This is a genomic window from Cognatishimia sp. (genome assembly GCF_049116455.1).
Lineage (GTDB): Bacteria > Pseudomonadota > Alphaproteobacteria > Rhodobacterales > Rhodobacteraceae > Cognatishimia.
The window spans coordinates 42,708-59,607 of the sequence record NZ_JAGDYW010000003.1; the positions used below are offsets into that span (position 1 = coordinate 42,708).

Below are 16,900 nucleotides of genomic sequence, written 5' to 3' on the forward strand. Positions count from 1 at the left end.
TTTTGGCTAAACACCGCCTCAAGGACAGGTGGCCGAGTGGTCGAAGGCGCACGCCTGGAAAGTGTGTAGGCGGGAGACCGTCTCCAGGGTTCGAATCCCTGTCTGTCCGCCATTACCCCCCTCAGATCATCTGTTAGTCCTAGACAAATCCTAGAACAGCTGTTTGCTTTGATTGTGTGCAGAGCGTGTCTTGTGGTCACCAACGTGTCTGTACATGTGCAGCAACATTGGGGCGAAGGCATGGAAAATCAGACAAAGACCGGCCCTAGAAGGCTGATCGCAGCGTGGGCAAACTCAATGGCTGGTCTAAAATCCATCTGGCATGGCGAAGAAGCATTCCGTCAGGAATGTTATGTGTTTGCTATTGGTTTGCCATTGGCCTTTTGTGTTACAGACAACCTGTTTTATTCGGCAATACTGATTGCCTCGCTGTTGATTGTGTTGCTGACAGAGGTCCTAAATACCGCAATCGAAGCAGCCATAGACCGTATTGGTCCTGAACAGCACGAGCTTTCTCGGATCGCTAAGGACTTGGGTTCGCTGGCGGTTCTGATTTCCTGCGGTATTGCCGGGGTACTTTGGATTGCGGCCTTTGTTTCAGGCTAAGGCCAACAGCATCTGAAAGTCGATCCGATTGGACTGGTCATTAGTCCTCAATAAACAAGTTCACCCGCCGGTTTTGACGCCCCTTTTTCTCGATCTTACCAATCCGAACAGACCCAATCTCACCTGTCCGCGCAACATGAGTCCCACCACAGGGTTGCAAATCGATCTGCTCTGAGCCCTGCCCGATCCGCACAAGACGTACGCGGCCTGAGCCACGCGGGGGCTGCACGGACATGGTTTTCACCAAGGCCGGGTTGGCGTCGAGTTCTGCGTCGGTGATCCAGTCATCAGTCACCGGAAGGTTTTGCGCAATCAAGGTGTTGAGCTGCGCTTGGATATAGTTTTTATCCTCGGGCGCTTCGGGCATGTCAAAATCCAGCCGCCCTTTTTCCGCACTGATGGAGCCACCAGTGACAGGCAAGGGAATGACAACAGACAACAGATGCAGCGCTGTATGTACACGCATATGCCGGTGACGGCGTTCCCAATCAAGCTGCTGAATGACCTTTGTGCCCACAGCCGGCAATGCTGCGGGCTCTGCTGGTACTAAGGCGACGTGACCACCTTCAGCTTTCACGGCTGTTGCTATGCTTAATGTGCCTGTGTCCCAGATCAGATTACCGCTGTCTCCAGGCTGACCGCCGCCGGTTGGATAAAAGATCGACGCGTCCAGAATAATCCCGCCTTCTGGCGTGTGGGCCTGAACGTAACCTGTGGTCTCGCGCACATAGGCGTCGTCGCGAAAAAGCGCGTCGGTCATTCGGTGTCGTCCTTGTTCTCTGTCTTAGAGCTTTGCAGCGCTTCCGGGTTGCGCAGCCAGATATCGGTTTGGGCAAATGGGATTTCGATGCCTTCTGCGGTGAACCGTTCGGCAATCGCATAGTTCATGTCTGACTTTACACTCAGCACCCAATTTACATCCCGCAGGATGGCGCGGATTTCAAAATCCAGTGAGCTGGCACCAAAACCTTGGAAAATCACCGCAGGCGCTGGATGTGGCAGTACCATTGGGTGGGCTTTTGCAATCTCAAGCAGGATCTCTTCGATGCGGCGCGGATCGGTGCCATATGCCACGCCGACGGGAACGATCACACGGCCAACGGTGTTGCCCCGCGTGTAGTTGGTGACGGTGCCGCTGACCAGATCAGCATTTGGCACAATGACGTCTGTGCGATCAAAGGTTTCGATCCGGGTAGAGCGCACCGAGATATTGCGCACATAGCCCATATTGCCGCCGACCTCGATCCAGTCGCCTTCCGATACAGGGCGTTCGATCAACAGGATGATGCCGCTGACAAAGTTCGATACCACGTTTTGCAGACCAAAACCGATCCCGACCGACAGAGCACCGGCAACCAGCGCAATCGAGCTCAGATCAAGCCCCGTTGCGTTGATGGCGATCAAAGCCGCAAGAAAAATACCGATGTAGCCAAGGCCTGACACCACAGCGTTCTGTCCGCCAATATCCATCTTGGTTTTAGGCAGGATGGTGTTTTTCATTGCGCCTTGCAGCAAGCGTGTCAGGGTAAAACCGGCAAAGAAGATCAGGACAAAGGAAAAGAAATCTGCAGGTGAAAACCGGGTTTCGCCGATCTCGATACCGTTTCTGAGCCGCACCCATAGTTCCGCAAGGTCCGAACCGCGCGCGCCCCAGACGATGGCCAGAACCGGCATAGCGACGGCCACCAAAGCGACGCCGATGAGCACCGGGATCAGACTGTCTTTTGCACCTTCCGAGCTGCCAGTAGCGAGCGAGAACACCGCCATCACCACACGTTGCAAGACAAGCACAACCGCCAGCACCTGAAGCGTAATGATCGTTGGGATCATCAGTTTCACACTGCCGGTGAAATAGCCGATCGCCGCCATGATCACGCCAAACAGCGCAATGGCGAAAAGGATCCGTCCCAACAAGGTGATCAGACGGTCACCATAGCTTACGGTTTCATCATCCGGGTCATGCAGCGCCAATAGATGCGCAAGGCGCCAGAAAATCACGCCTGCCACTGCAAAGAGTGGGAAATAGATCACCGCTGTCGTTGAAGCTGGCCAGGTGTCATAGGCTGCGATTTTAGACAGTAGCAGCTCAATCCCGACTATGGCCCCCAAGAGGCTTGCATAAAGTCGCCCAGCGGTACGCTGAGCATTTGGAAGGCGTACAAGCGGATCGATATGTTCAGACCTCGGAAAGACTTGTGCGCCAAGCCAGATGGAACCGAGGAAATAAAGCCCTGCTTCAAGAAGGTTTGATAAGATCAGCTCTCCGCGCAGCCCCGGTAGACCGCTCGCGTAAGCGGCGGCAATCAAGGCCTGAAGGCCTGCAAGCGGCAAAATGATCTGCCCCAGAGAAACCGCAGAGGCCGCAAGCCACCTACCCAGAGTGGCCGATTTCACCTGAATGTTTTGGGTCAAGCGCACAAACCAATGACGCCCACGCGCAAGCAGCAGCCCAGCAAGGGTCAGAAGAAAAATGACCTCTGGCGCATTTTTGCGGAGTTCAGCCTGTTGGATTGGATTGACCCAAGCCGATGATATTTCGCTCCAGATGCTGCGCAAAGACCCAAGAGATTCCTCAGCCGCCACTGGCCAATAGATAGGGTTTAGGGGAATAGGCCCCCTTTCCAAGAGCGCATCAGACTGGCGATCGCGAAGTATTTGATCGATGCCGCCAATTAATCCATCGGCTTCGGTATAGGCCACTTCTGCTGTCTGAACCGGTGCACGCAGCACGGAGAGGCTGGCGTTTAGAGATTGACGTTGCAGAGAAATTTCAACTGGTTCGCCGCCCTCGGGTTCCGCACCCAAGGCCGATAGCTGCGCCTGAACGATTTCGATCGCCTTGGCGTTGGTTTCACGGGCCTGATCAAATTGATCGCGCCAGTCGACCAGCTGACCACGTAGTTCTTCCAGCGCCGTATCGGATGCCCGTCCTGCATCCACAGCTTCGGTTGACCGTTCTGAAACCTTTTGCCAGGCCGCATAATCTGGGGCGCCATTGGATTGTGCCCAAAGAAAAACCGTGCTGCAGATAAGCAGCACGGTTGCCATAAATACGCGGATCGCGTGGAACATCTTAGGCCTCAAACGTCTTGAAATACGCCCGGAATACTGCGCGGACCTTCACTGAGCCAGCTTGGCACAGGAAGACCCTTTTCCGTCAGGAATTCCGGATTGAAGAGCTTGGATTGATAGCGGGTGCCATAGTCGCACAGGACGGTGACGATGGTATGCCCCGGTCCCATTTCCTTGGCCATCTTGATCGCACCTGCGACGTTGATGCCGGATGAACCGCCCAGGCACAGGCCTTCGTCTTGCAGTAGGTCAAACACCACCGGCAGCGCCTCGTGGTCAGTCACCTGATACATCATGTCAGGGGTGAAACCTTCAAGGTTTGCGGTGATGCGCCCCTGCCCGATGCCTTCGGTGATCGAGCTGCCTTCGGCATTTGGCGCGCCATCGCGGAAGATGGTGAACATGCCAGAACCCATTGGGTCTGCCAAAGCGACTTTCACGCCTTTGGGCTGCAAAGCTGCGCCAACACCAGCCAACGTGCCGCCAGACCCAACTGCGCACACAAAACCATCGACCTTGCCGCCGGTTTGCTCCCAGATTTCAGGACCTGTGGTTTCGATATGCGCTTGGCGGTTGGCCACGTTGTCAAACTGGTTGGCCCAGATGACGCCTTCGTTTGAATTGCGCGCCATTTCTTCGGCCAGACGACCGGAATAGCGCACATAGTTGTTAGGGTTCTTGTATGGCGCGGCTGGAACCTGAACCAGTTCTGCCCCTGCCAGACGGATCATGTCTTTCTTTTCCTGACTTTGCGTTTCAGGAATGACGATCACGGTTTTGAACCCCATCGAGGCACCAACAAGCGCAAGGCCGATACCGGTGTTGCCGGCTGTGCCTTCGACGATTGTGCCACCCGGGCGCAGGTCGCCACGCGCGATGGCGTCTTTGATGATGTAAAGGGCTGCGCGGTCTTTTACGGACTGACCGGGGTTCATGAACTCCGCCTTGCCCCAGATCTCGCAGCCGGTCTCTTCGCTGGCCTTATTCAGGCGGATGAGGGGCGTGTTGCCAATCGCGTCGGCGAGGTTACGAGGGGTGGCCATATAAAGCACCTTTCGAGTCGGAAGTTCTTGCGGTTACTGCATGTCTAGTTGGGCGAAGGTGGGAACTCAAGTCGCCGCGCGCAAGGAGTCGCGACGTCGCGCCAACCATAACGCGGCTAAAACCAAAGGTGCATTGACCGCACCGAAGTTGTCGACCATCTCCATCAAGGCATCAAAGCTATAAAGGTAAGAGCGAATATCTTCGGATTCCGTATCCAAACCAGCCACCCCAACGATGTCGTCTGGCAGGTCGGTTTCGCCCACGAAGATGTGAAAGAAATCAGTGGTGCATCCCGGAGAGGCATAGACCTTTGCAACCGAGTGCAATTTGCGAAGGGTCAGGTTCGCCTCTTCCTTGGCTTCGCGGTGAGCCGCCTCTTCGGCTGTTTCACCCGCATCGATACGCCCTGCAACCGGTTCCAACATCCAAGGTGCATTGTCATTGCGCACCCAAGGACCAGCGCGGAACTGTTCTACTAATAACACACGGTCTAAGGCAGGATCATAGGGCAGCAGGATCGTTGCATCTGTGCCCAAAAAGACTTCACGCTGAATGCCGCTGATTTCACCGCCGCCATATGTCTTGTGTGTGATTTCGTGCTCTTCGAGCGCAAAGAAACCGGTGTGGCGTTTGGTGATATTATGGGTTTGGGCATCCGCACGGGTAAAACCGCTTGGGCTTTGCCCATGGTTTTCAGACTGCGCCGCAAGCTTCGCAGCGGCCCTTGCTCGCATCATTGGGAACATGAAATCGAGTTCTTCATGGCTTTTGATCCCAAAGAAACTCATGGCTTCAGTGGCGGTCAAACAGACCAGAGAACCCCATTTTTGCTGCCAAGATTCAAAAAACCACTGCCCGTTTGTGACCAACTTGCCGGGCACCGGGAAATAGACCTGTGCGGTTTCCGAACCGGTATCAGTCGTGATTTCAATCGGTGTCAGCGCATAGTCAAAGCCGCCTTCATAGAAATTCAACCGTTTGACTTCGACCTCAGATAGCCCGCGTACAATAATGCCTTCAGCGCCTCTGCCGCCAAAAACAATCACCGGGAAATCCGCGTTCTTCACGGCACATACTGAATACCCCTCGGCCCGGCCTTCTTGCATGTCTTCGCGCGCCAATGACCGCCCGAGAACAATCTCCAGCAAGGGGATGTGCCGGAGGGTTCCGTAGAAAAACAATGTCGACAAATTTATCTCCAGCGTCGGGAGGTGGCCTCGGCCAGCAATCCGCAAAAGACTGCGCCGCCCACGAGGGTTGTAATGATATTGAACTGTAGCATCAGCAAAGCGTTTTCAGTCATCATGGCAAAAATGGACTGTATGGCTTCGGCTGTGCTGTCATAGCGTAGGTTGCGAGAGTTTTGCTGCATGATCCAGAATGCATGCGCAAAGAGCACTACAAGAACCATTGCCAGCATTCCAGTTAGCCCATTGTTGATGCCTTTGGCGATGCCGCGCCCTGCCCCTTTGCCAATGATGCGCCAGCCGAAATAAAGACCGAAAGCCGCATTCACAAAGGAAAAGTAACCAAAATCTGTGCCCTCGGGCAGCAGTGGTTTGAACTGTTCTGAGGCAATGAAAGCCACAAGCGCGAGGGCAATGGCAGACATCAACTTGGCGGCTGTGGGCATCGCTTTACCTGAGTGATTATTCTCTGGATTTATCTAACGTCGCGGCAGCGCAATTTGCAAGGGTTGTGATCTGGGCTCTACTCGCGCCTAAAGCAAGTCATCCAGTGAATTCATCAACTTATCCATATCTTTCTGATCGGTGTAATGCACAAAACTTAACCGCAACACGCCGGGAAAGGCTGTGATGTTTTGCGCCTGCAGTGCGCGATCGGCATAAAAACTGCCACCAGCGGTCATTATGCCGCGTTCGGCAAGTTTTTCAGCCAGGGCATTTGGATCGGCCTGTGTGGCCATGGCAACCGTTGGTGTACGATCTTCCGCTTTGGTTGGGCCTAATAGGCGAATGCTGTTTTTTGTCCCCAAGAAATCAATTAGAGGCTGCAGCAGTTCGGTTTCATGGGCCCGCATCAAATCATGAACGCCTGTTGATTGCTCAATCATTGGCCCTGTGATCCCATGTTCTGACGCAAGAGCTTCGAAATAGTCGATCATCCCAGCGCTTGCCGCAATCTGTGCATGATCCGGCCCCGCTGGTGTATAGCGCTTATAAAGTGAATCCGCGTTGAAATAATGCCCTTGGTTAGGCAAGAGCGAACCAAGATTGCGCCGTACAGCCATGATGCCTTGATGCGGGCCATAGACCTTATAGGCCGAGAACAAATAAATATCGGCCCCAAGTGCGCCGACGTTCGGAATGCCATGCGACGCATAGCTGACCCCATCCACGCAGACAAAAGCCCCTGCTGCATGTGCTAAGGCAGTGATTTCGACCACGGGATTGATCTCGCCGACTACATTTGAGCAATGCGGAAGACACACAAGCCGAACATCGTCATCCAGCAAGTCGCTCAGATCATCCGGATTCAAATGACCCGTTTCTGGATCAATTTGCCACTCGCGCACTTCAATGCCTTCATCTGCAAGCCGTCGCCAAGGCCCAGTATTGGCCTCATGGTCTTGATTGGTGACAATGATGGCGTCACCGGGCGAAAGCCATTTGCGAAAGGCCTGCGCCAGAACATAGGTGTTTTGAGTTGTGGACGGCCCAAAGCTGACTTCGTCGCTTTCCAATCCCATCCAAGCGGCCAGACGCGCACGTGCCTCATCCATCTCTTCGCCTGCCAAACGACTGGCCTCATAGGGTGCATAGGGCTGCACTTTTCGCTGCGTATAATAGCGCATCAGGCGCTCGATCACCGGACGCGCCGTGTAAGACCCACCGGCATTTTCAAAGAAAGACTGGCCATCGAGTTCCGCTTGCTCAAAAGCTGGGAACTGGCTGCGTACAAAGTCTAAATCCAAGCTCATATCTTTCTCCTTGGTTTATAAAGCCCGCTTTAGGTGGGGTTTAAAGCGCTGCCCGGATTTGATCCGCCTGCGATTTCAGCACATCAAAGTCTGCCATCTGCCCCGGCGCACGCAGTGCTTTGCCTTCGTGACGTGGCAGCACATGGTAGTGCAAATGAAAGACCTCCTGCCCGCCAGCGGCTTCGTTGAATTGCTGCACGGTGACACCATCTGCCCCAAAGGCTTTCATCACCGCATGTCCCATTTTCTGAACGGTCGCTAGGCAGGCTGCCAGCTGATCAGGTGTTGCATCCAGCATGTTACGTGCAGGTGCTTTTGGGATCACAAGGCAGTGGCCATTCGCGCGCGGCATGATGTCCATAAACACATAGGTATTTTCATCCTCATAAAGCTTTTCGCTTGGGATCTCCCCACGCAGGATTTTTGCGAAAATATTGTCTGAGTCATATGCCATTGTCAGGGCCCTTAAATCGGATGTTTCGCGCATCAGCCTCATAATTGCGAAGCGCTTTTGACCATAGAAAAGCGGAATTGGTGCAATATGCAAGCGCTTGTGAATGCTGCGGGTTTTATCTGGGAATTCAACCCATCCCACTTGCAAATCAGTTCAGTGCGGCTTAAATCAACGGTGTCCTTCGGGACTATGGACATAAACGCGCTCGTAATAAGCGGATCGGACCCGGGGGCGGTACCCGGCGTCTCCACCAATCACTCTGGCGGCTTCCTTCATTTGGGGTTGTTCATCAGGATAGCGGGGACGAAATAGGATCGACGAACGTCTAAAGGGGTTAGCTTTGTTTCGGCTGTCTGCCACCGTTACCGGCGAAAACTGTACAATTGCAAATGACAATCGTGCTCCAGTAGCAATGGCCGCGTAAGCGACCTGAGATACTGAAACTTAAGTCCTTGGGCTAGCTGCCCTTGGCGGGGTTCGTAGGTACCTGGCAACAGAAACCTACACTTTCATCCCCTTCTTAGTGCTGTGACCGTTAACGGATTAGCCAGATATTTATGGCAGTTCTGTTACGGGTTCATTGTAGCGGGATGCGAAAATGTCAGAAAAAGTTGAATTGTTGGAAGAGTGGTTTCAGCGGGTTTGGATTGAAGCTGATTTAGACGCGATTGATGAAATCTTTTCTGAGGATGCTAAGGCCAAAGGCTTGATGCCGGAAATGCGTCTTGGTCCACAGGACTTCCGTGAATTTGTACCGCTTGTATTGGCCTTGATCGAAGATGTGAAAATTGAACTCGTGAACAGCACCGAAAACGACGAATGGATTCAGTCGCTTTACAAGGTCACAGCGCGATCTATTGCGAACTCAGCTCCGGTATTGGTTTTGGGTCAAGTGAGTGTGCGGGTGATCGATGGGAAATTCACCGAAGCTTACAATTGCTTTGATTTCATGGGCTTGTTTGAACAAATCGGCCAATTGCCAGAACAATCTTTGGGAATATGTTTGACCGGAGGCACGTTAAGCTAGCCAATCTCGTCTGGCTTGACGACTTGAAGGGACTATGGCACCTCTAGGTCTATGGGGAGCGCGATTTCCCCGTGAGGCCAAGGCTGAATGATCGCATCCTTGTCACAGAGGCGCGGTATCATGCGCCTTAGAATATGGGTGCAGAATGTCTGGCTTTAATGAAATTTCACCAAAAAATCTGATGCGTTTGATCGGGACGACGGACTGTCCTGATATTGTCGATGTGCGTATTTCAGAAGATGTCGCAGAGCTTCCTTTTCGCGTTCCAACGTCGCTATCCCATCCACATACCGAACTAAGTAGTCTGGCGGCGCGGCTGACAAAAGACTCGGTGGTGGTGATCTGCCACAAAGGTAAGAAACTCAGCGCGGGGACAGCGGCCTATTTGCGCACGCTTGGATTACGCGCGCAGGTTTTGGAAGGCGGCGCTGTTGCATGGGACACAGCGGGTTTGCCAGCGGTGCCTCTTGAGGTCTTCAGCACGATCTCCTCGCGATGGGTTACGCGCCATCGGCCGAAAATTGATCGAGTCGCCTGCCCTTGGCTAATCCGCCGATTTGTGGATCCAAAGGCCCAATTTTTCTTTGTGCCTCCTGCAGATGTGCTTGATGTTGCGGAAAAATTTAACGCCACCGACTTTGATATGCCGGATCATAAATGGGGACATGTCGGTGAGACCTGCACCTTTGATACAATGATTGAGCGCTTTGGACTGCGTCACCCTGCCCTTGAGCGTTTGGCACTTGTGGTGCGTGCCGCGGATACCGATCGCCATGATTTGGCGCCTCAGGCCGCTGGGTTGCTAGCGGTTTCAGCCGGGCTCTCGCGCATGATCAAAGATGATGTGGCGCAGATGGAGGCCGGCTTTTTGATCTACGATGCGCTGTATCGATGGGCCAGAGACGCCCACGACGAGGGCCATAGTGAAAACAACAACCCTCAAGGGGCCAAAGATCAATGATGTCTCCTACATTTCAAGACCTCTGGCGCGTCTTTGGGCGGATCGGACTTTTGTCCTTTGGTGGTCCGGCTGCGCAGATTGCCTTAATGCATAAAGAGCTGGTCGATGACCGGCCTTGGTTGACAGAGAAACAATTCCTCGGAGCATTGTCCTTTTGCATGTTGCTGCCCGGCCCTGAGGCCATGCAGCTGTCCACCTACGCCGGATGGCGCCTTAAAGGGATTTGGGGTGGCATTCTGGCAGGCAGTCTTTTTGTGTTGCCAGGTGCATTTGTAATCCTTGCACTTTCAATGCTTTACATAAGCTACGGAACGTTACCTATTGTTCAGGCTGCATTTATTGGTGTGAAGGCTGCTGTTGTGGTGGTGGTTTTGCAGGCGCTTATGAAAGTGTCAAAGAAGGCGCTTACATCGAGTCTAGGATGGCTTTTGGCAGGTGCGGCTTTTGTTGCCATTTATGCATTGCAGGTGCCTTTCCCGCTCATTGTCGCATGTGCGGCCCTCTTAGGGGCGTTACTCGCGAAACAGTCCAATGAAGATGCGTCAACCAAGCTCGAACCTCGACAGGGAACGGCGCGAACGGTTCTGCTTTGGGGTGGCCTTTGGGCGGCTCCAGTGGCTTTGGTGTTGGCCATCGACCACGCCTTTCTGACAGATATAGCCCTGTTTTTCAGCAAGCTCGCAGTGGTAACCTTTGGTGGTGCTTATGCTGTGCTGACTTATATGACCCAAACAGTCAGCTTTGAATTTGGCTGGATCACCCCGGGAGAGATGATCGATGCCTTGGGCTTAGCAGAAACCACACCGGGTCCGCTGATTTTGGTAACTGAATTTGTGGGCTTGCTGGCAGGCTACAAAGAAGCGGGCGTTGGCCTGATGCTTGCAGCGGGTGCATTGACGCTTTGGTGTACCTTTATCCCGTGTTTCCTTTGGATATTCGCGGCCGCCCCTTATGTCGAATGGCTGCTCTCACAGCCGCGTCTAAAGGGTGCCTTGGATGCGATCACCGCAGCCGTTGTCGGGGTTATTCTGAACCTATCGCTTTGGTTTGCAATTCATGTTCTGTTTTCAGACACTTCAGTGACTGCCTTTGGGCTGGCTCCGGTTTTGGGAACGGTAGATGTGACGGCTGTTGCCCTCTTAGGTCTCGCAGGTGTTTTGCTTTTGTGGCGAAAGATGAATCTGCCTTTGGTTCTGCTGATCTGCGCCACTGCAGGGGTAATTCTTTCGGTTCTGTGATCAATTCACAGCACATCTGCTTTCGTTTCCCAACGAATCTTTTATGCTGGGTGTGAAGCGAGGAAGTAGGGTTCGGCATGACCGCAACGATTGACTATGGCAACTTGATGCATCAAGCGATGCGCGGTTTGATCCAGAAAGTGTTGGAAGATGTGCGTGATACGGGTTTGCCCGGCGAACACCATTTTTTCATTACTTTTGATACACAACATCCAGATGTTGAGATCGCCGATTGGTTGTCAGATCGTTATCCAGGTGAGATGACAGTTGTCATGCAGCATTGGTTCGACAATCTGACTGTAACGGACGAAGGCTTTGCCATCACACTGAATTTTGGTGACGCGCCTGAGCCACTTTATATTCCTTATGACGCGATCAAGACCTTTGTGGATCCGTCGGTCGAGTTCGGTCTGCGCTTTGAAACACAAGAATCTGAGGACGACGAAGAGGATGATGCGCCGCAGGTTGTGGAAGACATCGCTGAAATCGCCGAGATTGCGGAACCTGAAAAGAAAGAGGCTGATGTCGTCAGTCTTGATAGCTTCCGTAAGACCTGATCGAATTAATCACCGATTCCTGAATGTGAAGGTTCGGTGAAGTTTTAAAATCGTCATTTATTTGAAATCCTTTCGTGCTTTGTCCAGGGGCACGTAAGCTTTAAGGATTTCAAGTAAGGACCTTCCCACATGGCCAGTGATTTTGCTCTCTTTTTCGGAGAGATGATGCGCCGCCCTACGCAAGTTGTCGCCATTGCCCCATCGAGTGCCGCCACTGCACGGTTGATGATCAGGGGCCTCATTCATACCCGCGGCCCGATTGTGGAAATTGGTCCGGGGACCGGCAGTTTCACCAAGGCAATCGTCGCAAGCGGTGTTGCCCCAGAACGGCTGACGTTGCTGGAGATGAACCCAAGGTTTTGTGAGATCCTGGCAGAAAAATTTCCGGGCGTGCGAGTTTTGAACCGCAAAGCACAAGATATCCAAGATATTGGGCTGACCGATATCGAAGCGGTGATTTCAGGGGTGCCCGTGTTGTCGCGACCAACCATTCAGCGCGAGGTCGTGGGGCGCGCCTTAGAGGTGATGGCCCCAAACGGTTTTTTTAATCAAATCACTTATAGTCCGCACTCTCCCATTTCGACTGAGATGCAGCAGGAACTTGGGGTGCACTCGAAAAAACTGGGCACGGTCTGGGCTAACTTACCGCCCGCACGTGTTTTTCAATTCAAAAAGCGCGCTCATTAACCGGAGGTAATTTAAATTGTTGATGCGCCGTGCTTTTCTGCGCGGGCCACAAGCAGTTGGCGTTTCACTTCCCTACCCCAGGCTTGCCAATTCAGCTTATCCTCAAAGCAGCGACGGGCGCTGTGTCGAAGAGATTGGTATTCTTCTGGGGCTTTAAGGTAGGTCTGGATCAGCTCTGCGAATTCTTGCGGTGTTGATCCAACCGGTAAGGCATGGCCATTGATGCCGTCCCACACCGGTATGCCACCCCGGTTCAGACACAGTGACGGCAGCGCAAATGCAGAGGCCTCACAAAACGCAAAACCGAAAGATTCCAACGATGGCTGAACCATCAGGTGCGAAGTTTTGAAAAGACCCTCAAAAGTGGCCAGATCTTCCGGCTTGGATTTGTCCAGATTCGGATAAACGTCAACATGATCCCCTAAATCATGTGGCGGTGGCATCGTGCCAATGACGCTAAGTCGCGCATTCACACCGAGGTCCAGCAGTCGCTGCAATACCTCAAGTACAAATGGGCCGCCTTTTGCGAACCAGTCCCGGCCCACCAACAGCAGCCTAACCTCTGATTGCATGGGCAGGTCTAAATTGAGCGTATCGCGTTCAGGAGTGCTGATATTCGCGCCCCAAGGCACCACTTGCGATGTCGCATCCCTAAGCGCATAGGTCTGATCGGCTTGCTTTTTTTGCCAATCTGATGGCCAAAAATTCAGGTCATTGGCCTGCAAGCAGCGTGTCTCATGCGCCTTTACCCAGCGATCCAGCAGGCGCGCTGGCTTAAAGAAAGATCCAAACCCCGCACCAATTTCAGACGCGCGGTAGCTTGATTGCGTCGCGTCGCTGGTGAAGGCCCGCACCATCATATCTGGCACCCGCAAACTAGCCATCGCGTTTAGGCTATAGACCCCGAAAACCGCATCATAGTTACCGTTACGCAGCTGCCGTTTAACATTTTTGGCAATCAGCCCTGAAAACAGATAATGCGCCCGCCAACGTAGGCGCAAATTCAAAGACTCTGGCAGTTTATGGATCAATTTACGAACTGGTTCGGCCATGCCCCAACTCGGATCTAAATAAGTGACCTCGCCCACATGGTCTTGCAGCGCTTTAAAGATCCGTTGGTTGCCCCCGGAATAGGTCCACGACAGATGCGGGTCCATATCACAGAGATAGGCGATTTTGAGGGGCGTTTGCTCGGTCATGAAAAGCTGGTGGGCTCGTTTGTGATTGTAAATTTTGCGCTGATAATGCCGCAAACCATCCGCAAAACCCACCGGAATCCCCTGCTCTGCAAAGATTTTTGTAAGGATTGCTTGGAAAGGACGAATGTTAACGCAATCTTACAGTATTCAACGGTATACAGTATTGCATCTTACGGTATCAACGTTAGAACATTGCCTAAATTAAGTTTCCGGAGATCACGATGACTGACACCCGTACCGAAACCGACAGCTTTGGCCCGCTCGAAGTTCCTACCGATAAATACTGGGGCGCGCAGACGCAACGCTCTATTATGAACTTCCCAATCGGTTGGGAAAAGCAGCCGGTAGCGATCGTGCGCGCATTGGGTGTGATCAAACAGGCCTGCGCTATGGCCAACAAAGAAAGCGGCGCGCTGGACGCCAAGATCGGTGATGCGATCATTCAGGCGGCGGGCGAAGTCTTTGAAGGCAAGTTTGACGACAACTTCCCACTGGTGGTTTGGCAGACCGGGTCTGGCACACAGTCCAACATGAACTCCAACGAGGTCATCGCGAACCGCGCGATCGAAATCCTTGGCGGCGTGATTGGTTCCAAAGATCCAGTACACCCGAACGATCATTGCAATATGGGTCAGTCATCTAACGACACTTTCCCAACCGCAATGCATATCGGTGCGGCCATGACCGTGCGTGATGTGCTGCTGCCGGGTCTGACCAAATTGGCGGAAGGTCTGGAAGCCAAATCTGAAGAATTCAAAGACATCATCAAGATCGGTCGCACGCATACACAGGATGCAACGCCACTGACTCTGGGTCAGGAATTTGGTGGCTACGCGCATCAAATCCGTCAGGGCATTGCGCGCGTTGAGGCTGCTCTGCCCGGCATCTATGAGCTCGCGCAAGGTGGTACAGCGGTTGGTACCGGTCTGAACACCAAGCATGGCTGGGGCGAAAAAGTTGCCGCCAATATGGCAGAAATCACTGGCCTGCCATTTGTGACCGCACCAAACAAATTCGAAGCGCTGGCAGCCCATGACGCCATGGTCTTTATGTCTGGCGCTTTGGCAACTGTTGCCGGCTCCATGTACAAAATCGCCAACGACATCCGTTTCTTGGGTTCAGGTCCACGCTCCGGTCTCGGCGAGCTGATCCTGCCTGAAAATGAGCCAGGCTCTTCCATTATGCCGGGCAAGGTGAACCCAACTCAGGCGGAAGCGATGACACAGGTTGCAGCTCATGTGATGGGCAACAACGCTGCGATGACTTTCGCGGGCTCTCAGGGTCACTTTGAACTTAACGTCTATAACCCAATGATGTCTTACAACCTGCTGCAATCCATGCAGCTCTTGGGCGATGTGGCAGACAGCTTTACTGAGCGTATGCTGAACGGCATCAAAGCAAATGAGCCACGCATCGACAAACTGATGAAAGAAAGCCTGATGCTGGTAACAGCGCTGGCGCCAACCATTGGTTATGACAATGCGACCAAAGTTGCGAAGACAGCCCATAAGAACGGCACCACTCTGAAAGAAGAAGCTGTGGCGCTTGGGTTTGTGGACGAAGCCACCTTTGATGCGGTTGTGCGTCCAGAGCAGATGATTGGTCCAAAAGACTAATGGCGCAACCGGTCAACCTGAACCGGTTTCGAAAAGAAAAAGCGCGGGCTGAAAAAAAAGCCCGCGCCGATAAAAACGCTGTATCCCATGGGCGCACCAAAGCTCAGAAGGACGCAGAGAAAAAGCTCTCAGAAATTGAAAAGCGCCGCCTTGATGGTGCAAAGCGGGACGAACCATGAGCCGTCCTGTCAAACGTTCACTCACCCTCAAAGGCCATCGCACAAGCGTTTCTTTAGAGGACGATTTCTGGTTTGCTTTCAAAGAGATCGCGGCGAAAAAGAAATTGCCAATCAATGTCTTGGCCGCTCAAATTGATGCAGATCGTGATCTGGACACAGGGCTCGCTAGTGCGATCCGCCTTTTTGTGCTCCGACATTATCGAAGCACCAGCTAGTGTCTTCTTCGTTGTAAACATTCTCGCGCCGCAGGCTAGGCGCAGAGCTAATCAGCCTTCGGCTGCCACCAAACGCACCCGTTCAATCATCGCGCGCACGCCGTTTGAGCGTTGCGACGATAGGTGTTCATTCAGCCCCAGTCGTGCAAGTTCCTGATGAGCATCAACTGCCAAGACATCGGCCAATGCGAGCCCGTTATAAAGCTTGCGCAAAACGGCAATCAGCCCACGCACAATGATCGCATCGCTATCGCCGTCAAAGCTTAGAACGCCATTCTCGATCTTAGGGTGCAGCCAGACCTGACTGGCGCAGCCGTCAACTTTTGTGCTGGCCACTTTCAGCGCATCATCCAAAGGTGCCATCGCCTTGCCCTGCTCAATCACATAACGATAGCGATCTTCCCAGTCGTCTAGAAATTCAAAATCTTCTACGATCTCTTCAAAGGCTGCGGTGGCCATGGCTCTGTCCTCGTGATGTTGTCCCTGACCTAATTTGCAAAGCACAAAAGGTCCAGAGCTGCCTTGCGGCTTTTCAAAACGCGAGCGATGCGTTAACTCATAGTCAAAGCAATTTTGAGGCAAACAATGCGCAGAACTCTTGGGATCCTTTTGGTGTCATCCATCGCATTGACCAGCTGCGGTCGCGTAGCCGAGTCGCGACTAAATCCGTTCAATTGGTTTGGCCGTGCTGAGAAAGTCGACGTACCTCAAGAAAAGGTTAATCCACTGATCCCTCAAAAGCGCCAAAGCATCTTTGAACGCCGAGGCGCCGACGAATATCCTGGCACTGTTGTTCTAACCATCAACGATGTCAAAATCGAACGCGTATCTGGCGGGGCCATCATACGCGTTTTAGGAACGGCACAGACACAGGGTGCTTTTGAAACACGTCTGACCCCTGAGAATGACGAAGAACTGCCAGTTGATGGTGTTCTGACGTACCGCCTTGAAGCGATCCAGCCTACAGGATTCCGTCAAGGGCCTGAACGGTCACGGGAAATCAACATTGCGCGTTTCCGCACCACTCAAGATTTGAATGGTGTGCGCACCATTCGCATTGTGGGTCAGAACAATGCAATGCAGGTGCGTCGTCGCTGATCTAGT

Annotated in this window: 19 protein-coding genes, 1 tRNA gene and 1 other RNA gene; 12 read left to right on the forward strand and 9 right to left on the reverse strand. The window is 53.0% G+C overall.

Annotated features, from left to right (window positions below):
- Nucleotides 1-22 precede the first annotated feature (22 nt).
- Nucleotides 23-112 (forward strand) — tRNA-Ser (locus JXQ85_RS04930).
- Nucleotides 113-297: 185 nt separating this feature from the next.
- Nucleotides 298-606: a diacylglycerol kinase gene (locus JXQ85_RS04935; RefSeq protein ID WP_421747774.1), complete on the forward strand. Its 309-nt coding sequence runs from the start codon at nt 298-300 to the stop codon at nt 604-606.
- 40 nt (nt 607-646) lie between these two features.
- On the opposite strand, the gene JXQ85_RS04940 is transcribed toward JXQ85_RS04935, so the two are convergent.
- From JXQ85_RS04940 to JXQ85_RS04970, 7 genes are all read right to left on the reverse strand, one after another.
- A complete protein-coding gene (locus JXQ85_RS04940) occupies nt 647-1,366 on the reverse strand; it encodes an alanyl-tRNA editing protein (protein WP_421747775.1) in 720 nt (239 codons plus the stop codon).
- The gene (locus tag JXQ85_RS04945) at nt 1,363-3,678 is read right to left on the reverse strand and encodes a DUF3772 domain-containing protein (RefSeq protein WP_421747776.1); all 2,316 of its coding nucleotides are present in this window, start codon (nt 3,676-3,678) and stop codon (nt 1,363-1,365) included. The genes JXQ85_RS04940 and JXQ85_RS04945 overlap by 4 nt, the downstream gene beginning before the upstream one ends.
- Before the next feature lie 8 nt (nt 3,679-3,686).
- On the reverse strand, nt 3,687-4,721 hold the full coding sequence (locus tag JXQ85_RS04950; protein WP_421747777.1) for a cysteine synthase A: 1,035 nt from the start codon (nt 4,719-4,721) through the stop codon (nt 3,687-3,689).
- 66 nt (nt 4,722-4,787) lie between these two features.
- On the reverse strand, nt 4,788-5,912 hold the full coding sequence (locus JXQ85_RS04955; protein WP_421747778.1) for an NUDIX domain-containing protein: 1,125 nt from the start codon (nt 5,910-5,912) through the stop codon (nt 4,788-4,790).
- A gap of 2 nt (nt 5,913-5,914) precedes the next feature.
- Nucleotides 5,915-6,355 carry a TrgA family protein gene (locus tag JXQ85_RS04960; protein ID WP_421747779.1) on the reverse strand — a complete coding sequence of 147 codons (441 nt, stop codon included), beginning with the start codon at nt 6,353-6,355 and terminating at the stop codon, nt 5,915-5,917.
- Nucleotides 6,356-6,442: 87 nt separating this feature from the next.
- Entirely contained in the window at nt 6,443-7,663 is a 1,221-nt protein-coding gene (locus tag JXQ85_RS04965; protein ID WP_421747780.1) for an aminotransferase class V-fold PLP-dependent enzyme, read from the reverse strand.
- A 40-nt stretch (nt 7,664-7,703) separates the two neighbouring features.
- Complete coding sequence (locus JXQ85_RS04970) at nt 7,704-8,117, reverse strand: HIT family protein (RefSeq protein WP_421747781.1); 414 nt, start codon at nt 8,115-8,117, stop codon at nt 7,704-7,706.
- Nucleotides 8,118-8,254: 137 nt separating this feature from the next.
- Here JXQ85_RS04970 and ssrA point away from each other — a divergent pair.
- The 6 genes from ssrA to JXQ85_RS05000 all read left to right on the forward strand — a co-directional run bounded on the left by ssrA (nt 8,255) and on the right by JXQ85_RS05000 (nt 12,587).
- Nucleotides 8,255-8,625, forward strand: a transfer-messenger RNA (tmRNA) gene (gene ssrA / locus JXQ85_RS04975).
- 90 nt (nt 8,626-8,715) lie between these two features.
- A complete protein-coding gene (locus JXQ85_RS04980) occupies nt 8,716-9,144 on the forward strand; it encodes an ester cyclase (protein WP_421747782.1) in 429 nt (142 codons plus the stop codon).
- A gap of 145 nt (nt 9,145-9,289) precedes the next feature.
- Nucleotides 9,290-10,105: a chromate resistance protein ChrB domain-containing protein gene (locus JXQ85_RS04985; protein WP_421747783.1), complete on the forward strand. Its 816-nt coding sequence runs from the start codon at nt 9,290-9,292 to the stop codon at nt 10,103-10,105.
- On the forward strand, nt 10,102-11,343 hold the full coding sequence (gene chrA, locus JXQ85_RS04990; protein WP_421747784.1) for a chromate efflux transporter: 1,242 nt from the start codon (nt 10,102-10,104) through the stop codon (nt 11,341-11,343). Before JXQ85_RS04985 ends, chrA begins: the two co-directional genes overlap by 4 nt.
- Nucleotides 11,344-11,420: 77 nt before the next feature.
- Nucleotides 11,421-11,900: an SspB family protein gene (locus JXQ85_RS04995; protein WP_421747785.1), complete on the forward strand. Its 480-nt coding sequence runs from the start codon at nt 11,421-11,423 to the stop codon at nt 11,898-11,900.
- A 129-nt stretch (nt 11,901-12,029) separates the two neighbouring features.
- Nucleotides 12,030-12,587 carry a class I SAM-dependent methyltransferase gene (locus JXQ85_RS05000; RefSeq protein WP_421747786.1) on the forward strand — a complete coding sequence of 186 codons (558 nt, stop codon included), beginning with the start codon at nt 12,030-12,032 and terminating at the stop codon, nt 12,585-12,587.
- Between the two features lie 11 nt (nt 12,588-12,598).
- Here JXQ85_RS05000 and JXQ85_RS05005 read toward each other — a convergent pair whose 3' ends face one another.
- Entirely contained in the window at nt 12,599-13,786 is a 1,188-nt protein-coding gene (locus tag JXQ85_RS05005) for a glycosyltransferase family 4 protein (protein WP_421747787.1), read from the reverse strand.
- A gap of 221 nt (nt 13,787-14,007) precedes the next feature.
- Here JXQ85_RS05005 and fumC point away from each other — a divergent pair, with 221 nt between their 5' ends.
- Genes fumC through JXQ85_RS05020 form a run of 3 tightly spaced genes read left to right on the forward strand, consistent with a single transcriptional unit; the run spans nt 14,008 to nt 15,796 of the window.
- Nucleotides 14,008-15,402 (forward strand): class II fumarate hydratase, encoded by a 1,395-nt coding sequence (gene fumC, locus JXQ85_RS05010; RefSeq protein ID WP_421747788.1) that lies wholly within the window; start codon nt 14,008-14,010, stop codon nt 15,400-15,402.
- A complete protein-coding gene (locus JXQ85_RS05015; protein WP_421747789.1) occupies nt 15,402-15,581 on the forward strand; it encodes a DUF4169 family protein in 180 nt (59 codons plus the stop codon). The genes fumC and JXQ85_RS05015 overlap by 1 nt, the downstream gene beginning before the upstream one ends.
- Complete coding sequence (locus tag JXQ85_RS05020) at nt 15,578-15,796, forward strand: ribbon-helix-helix domain-containing protein (protein ID WP_421747790.1); 219 nt, start codon at nt 15,578-15,580, stop codon at nt 15,794-15,796. The genes JXQ85_RS05015 and JXQ85_RS05020 overlap by 4 nt, the downstream gene beginning before the upstream one ends.
- A gap of 51 nt (nt 15,797-15,847) precedes the next feature.
- Here the strand turns inward: JXQ85_RS05020 and JXQ85_RS05025 are convergent, their stop codons facing one another.
- On the reverse strand, nt 15,848-16,255 hold the full coding sequence (locus JXQ85_RS05025; protein ID WP_421747791.1) for a SufE family protein: 408 nt from the start codon (nt 16,253-16,255) through the stop codon (nt 15,848-15,850).
- 126 nt (nt 16,256-16,381) lie between these two features.
- On the opposite strand from JXQ85_RS05025, the gene JXQ85_RS05030 reads away from it, so the two are divergent.
- Nucleotides 16,382-16,894 carry a hypothetical protein gene (locus JXQ85_RS05030; RefSeq protein ID WP_421747792.1) on the forward strand — a complete coding sequence of 171 codons (513 nt, stop codon included), beginning with the start codon at nt 16,382-16,384 and terminating at the stop codon, nt 16,892-16,894.
- Nucleotides 16,895-16,900: the final 6 nt, after the last annotated feature.